Annotated in this window: 5 protein-coding genes; all 5 read left to right on the forward strand. The window is 53.7% G+C overall.

Translation table 11 applies throughout. The annotated features are described in order from the left end of the window. On the forward strand, positions 1-334 hold a 334-nt coding region (locus HYT79_12570), incomplete at its 5' end, for a hypothetical protein (GenBank protein ID MBI2071415.1). A gap of 30 nt (positions 335-364) precedes the next feature. Continuing rightward, complete coding sequence (locus tag HYT79_12575) at positions 365-985, forward strand: response regulator (GenBank protein ID MBI2071416.1); 621 nt, start codon at positions 365-367, stop codon at positions 983-985. 43 nt (positions 986-1028) lie between these two features. Then, positions 1029-3197 (forward strand): response regulator, encoded by a 2169-nt coding sequence (locus HYT79_12580; GenBank protein ID MBI2071417.1) that lies wholly within the window; start codon positions 1029-1031, stop codon positions 3195-3197. Positions 3198-3208: 11 nt separating this feature from the next. Beyond that, positions 3209-3904: a response regulator transcription factor gene (locus HYT79_12585; protein ID MBI2071418.1), complete on the forward strand. Its 696-nt coding sequence runs from the start codon at positions 3209-3211 to the stop codon at positions 3902-3904. 122 nt (positions 3905-4026) lie between these two features. Then, the coding region (locus HYT79_12590) for a cache domain-containing protein (protein MBI2071419.1) at positions 4027-4699 on the forward strand (673 nt) is incomplete at its 3' end.

Raw genomic sequence — 4699 nt, forward strand, 5'->3', positions numbered from 1 at the left:
GGATGAAGTTTTTAAAAAATATGATATGAGGGGGATTGTAGGCAAGCAATTTGAAATAGAAGATGCTAAAATTTTGGGAAGGGCAGCTGCTAATTATTTACTTGAAAATTATTTAATTGTTCAGAAAAAGGGCGTTGTTGTTGGACATGATGTAAGAGTTAGTTCGCCGCAGATTGCGCAGAATTTGATTGAAGGGCTTTTGGATTTTGGAATTATTATTCGGCCGTTGAGCGATCAGGGGCTTGAGTCTTATGTGCGCGTCTCCATCGGCACGCCTTTTGAGAACCGAACGTTCGTTCAGGCGCTTAAAAAGGTTCTCAATAATAAATGTTAAAATAGTAAAAATTCACAAAAAGGAGAAAAAATGGCGGAAAAAACCTATACCACCACTGAGATCGGGCGAATTTGCGACGTTTATCCGGCGACGGTGATCAATTGGATCGAGTCCGGAGATTTGAAGGCTTATATCACGCCGGGCGGCCACCGCAGGGTTCTGCGGCGCAATCTGATCGATTTTTTGAAGAAATACAATATCCCTGTTCCGTCGGAACTTAATTCGGACCGCAAGACCATTATGGTCGTGGATGATGACCCGGAAATGATACAGCTGATCGAGCGGACATTCAAGAAATATGAAGATTATTTTGCTCTGACGTGCGTGCCCAACGGCGTGGAGGCCCTGCTTAATATCGGGCGCGAAAAGCCTGATTTGATGATTCTCGACATCGTGATGCCAGGCATGGACGGCTTTGAGCTGTGCACGAAACTGCGCTCGGTCGACGACATGCACTCGATCAAAATTCTGGCGATGACCGGCAAGAAAATAACGCTTGATAAAAGCCTGGGCCATTACGGCATCCATAAGCTTTTTTACAAGCCTTTTCCTTTGCTTGATTTGGTCCGGGCCGCAGGAAAATTTTTGCGCATAGAGCTGCCCATCCCCAAGAAAACGGAACGGGCGGCCGCCGAAGTCGGTTCGGATTAAACAAAACTAATTTTTTAGAAAAGGAGGCGGCGTGCCTGGCCTGATGCCGGCACAGCGGACCATCTCCATTCAACAACGGCTCCTCTTGGGCATCTTGCCTTGCGGCGCCGGGGCTATTTTGATCGTTCTTGGGCTCAATTACTACCAGCTCAAGCATTTCACCATCAGCACCCTTGAAAACGGCGCGTCCGCTTTGGTCAACCGTTTGGCCGAGGATATCGAGCATGAGCTTGAGCAGCGGCCGAGTGATTTGTTGACCTTGGCCCAAAACCCGCTTTTTCTTGATTATCACAACAATGTGGATTACGGCCTTCTGCAGGAGGCGGCCGTTTACCGGGCGGGTCTTGAGAAATTTTTAGGGGCTTTTGCCTCGCGAGTCGGCGTTTATCCCTTGATCATCTATAGCGATGCGCGGGGACGGGAGATATGTCGAATCGTGGGCGGTCAATCGCAGCCGGCCGGCAAAAAGCCCATGGACACGCCCTATTTGGCCAAGGCCCTTGAAACGCCGGAGGGGCATTATGCCTCCATCAATCAGTCCGGTCCCAACGGAGAAACGTTGATTTATTACGCCGCGCCCATTCGAAATCCCATCGGAGAGCCTCTCGGCGTGCTGGCTTTGGGTTACGGCCTTGACAATATCGAAAAGAAACTGAGATTGACCGGTTTCGGCGCTCAGGGGTCGGCTTATCTTGAGCACGCGCAGGGAGAAATCATCGCCGGCAGTAAGGTGGAGGTCGGCAACGGCGTTTACCGGTCGGCCGCGCTCAAGAGTCAGCCTTGGCGCATTCACCTGGTTATGGAGCCTGATTATTTTTTGGCTCCTTTAAGACGCATCCGCGATCTGTCGCTGGCGGTTGGTTTGGCCGCGGCTTTTTTAAGCATCGGTTTGATTATTCTGGTGGTGCGCTCCATGACGCGCCCGATTCGCCGTCTTGTCGAGGCCACCGGCGAGTTGGCCCGGGGTAATCTTGATTTCCGTGTGCAAGTCGAAGAGCCGGCTGAAATGGGGATTCTCTCCGGCGCGTTCAACGACATGGCGGCCAAACTCAAGGAGCGCGAGTTTGAGCAGAAGAAGCTTCAGAATCATTTGATCCGTTCCGAAAAACTATCGACCGTGGGCCGGCTCATTGCCGGCATCGCCCATGAGCTGAACAATCCCTTAAACGGCGTCACCGGTTACGCCGAGCTGATTCAATCCGACGGCTGCCCGCCGGAACTTCATCGGGATTTAAAGCAAATCCAGAATCATGCCCAACGCTGTCGGCGCATTGTGGAGAATCTGCTGCTTTTTGTGCGCCATGGCTCCCCGGAGAAAAAACCCGTGGATATCGACCGGGTGATCCGTTCCGTTTTAACGCTGCTGGAATACCGCATGTCCAAGGCCGACAGCATCCGCATCGATTACCGTCCGGCCGCCGTCCCTGCGGTTTGGGGGAATTTCCAGCAGTTGGAACAGGTTTTTTTAAATCTTATCCAGAATGCCTGCGACGCGCTTTCCGTCAAGGAGCGCCATGACCGCCGCGTGGCCATCGGTTTATCTCAGGATGACGGTTATGTCTGCGTCGAGATTAAAGACAACGGGCCGGGCATTCCCGCCGAATTTAAGGACAAAATTTTCGATCCGTTTTTTACCACCAAGGAAGCCGGGCGCGGCACGGGATTGGGCTTGGCCATTACAAGCCAGATCGTTGCCGATCACGCAGGGACGATTTCCGCGGAGAGCGTCCCGGCGGAGGGCGCTGTCTTTGCCGTGCGCCTGCCGGCGCCGCCCGCCGGGGGAGAGCGCCTTGAAACAATGGGGCTCGGCCGCGAAACCAGGGCTGTTGAAGGCAAAAAAATTTTGGTCGTCGATGATGAGCGGAATCTGGCTCAAATGACGGCCAGGCTTTTAAAAAAGATGGGGCATGTTGGGGAAGCGGTTTACGGCGGAGCCCCGGCGCTTAAAAAAATCAAGCGCAAAAAGTATGATTTTCTTTTGGTTGATCTTGAGATGCCGGGCATGAATGGGCGGGATTTCTACCGGGCGCTTAAGGCTGATCACCCGGCCTTTTGCGAGCGCCTTATTTTTATGACTGGGGATGTTCTTTCCGCCGGATCGTTTGAATTTTTTGAAACAAACAAGCTGCCCTACATCACCAAGCCTTTCGGCAGCCGGGAATTGGCGGAGATGATCGAGCGGCGTTTGAAATTAGGCCTTAGGGACCCTTAAGGCCGACTGAAATGCCCAGGATTTTGATCGTTGACGACGACGCTTCTATCGCCGAGCTGGTTCAACGCACGTTAAGCAAGAGCATCCCGGATTGTTCCGTCTGCGTTCTGCGCTCCGGCAAAAAGGTCTTGGCCACGGCTCTGGCGTACAGACCTCAGTTGATGATCTTGGATTGGGTTTTAGGCCGCGGCGAAACGGGTGCGAGCATTTGCCGGGCGCTTAAATCAAACCGCGCGACCAAGGACGCGGCGATTCTGGTCATTACCGGCCAGCGTTTGAGCGAAAACGACCGGATGAAAAGCATCGCTTTCGGCGCGGACGCTTATTTGCCCAAACCCTTTACGCTCAAACGTTTGGTGGGCCATGCCAAAGCCCTGCTGAGACGCAGCGCGATCACCAATCGTCCCTCCGGCGGTACGCTGGAGGCGGCGGGTTTGGCGCTTAATCGCCGCAAGCGCGACGTTTGCGCCGGGGAGTCCGGGGTCCGGCGTTTGCCTCCGCGTTTGTTTAATCTTCTTTGGCTTTTGGTTAAGCATTATCCTCAACCGGTTTCTGCGCGTTATTTTTTGCGTTATGCGTGGCCCAGCGGCCCGGTGCGCGATAATGAGGTGGCGGTTGAAATTTCCCGTTTAAAACACGCGCTCGAGGGCCTTTGCTCCATCGAAACCGTACCCGGCGCCGGGTATCGGCTGGCCCGGCGATCCTGATCTATTTTTTCCTGTTTTGACCCCCTTGCTTTAACCTTGCCGACTCGTTGATTCGGGTCATTTACTCGACGGAAAATGACCTTTTTCTTGCTATCGCGAGCGGTCGTGGGTAAAACATATTCATGCTCCTGAAGCGCGGTTTTCCCATTTTCACTTTGCGGGGGAATCTTTTTTTGATCGTCGTGATCGCCCTGATGCCGGGTTTAATGATTCTTTGCTGGGGCGCTTTCGAGGAGCGGCGCCGGGCGTCGCGGGAGATCGAAGTAAATATCGAGCGCATGGTGAACCTGACCGTCGCCCATCAGGAGCGTTTGGTGGAGAGCGTGCGCCAATTGTTGACTTCCTTGGCGGGTCTTGAGGAGGTGCGCCGGCGCCAGGGGGCGGCCTGTTCCCGGTTTTTTGCTGATTTGATCAGAAAATACCCCAGTTACGCCAATTTAGGCGCAACGGATGACAAAGGCGATATTTTTTGCAGCGCCGTGCCGGCGGATAAAATTTTTAACGCCGGGGACCGGTCTTGGTATCAGCGGGCGATGGAAGAAAAGGATTTCGTTGCGGGTGATTTCCAAATCGGCCGCATTACGAAGAAGGCGACAATTAATTTTGGCCAGCCGGTGATGGATGAAACAGGGCGAATCCGCGGCGTTGTTTTTGCGGCCGTTGATTTATCCGTTATTTCGCGCCTGGCCGCCAAGGCCAAGCTGCCGCCGGGCGCCACCTTGACCATTTTTGACCGCCGGGGCGCGAGCATCGCCCGTTTCCCTCGTTCGCATCAATGGATGGGCCGGCGCGCGC

Source organism: Elusimicrobiota bacterium (genome assembly GCA_016180815.1).
In the GTDB taxonomy this organism is placed as follows: domain Bacteria; phylum Elusimicrobiota; class Elusimicrobia; order JACQPE01; family JACQPE01; genus JACPAN01.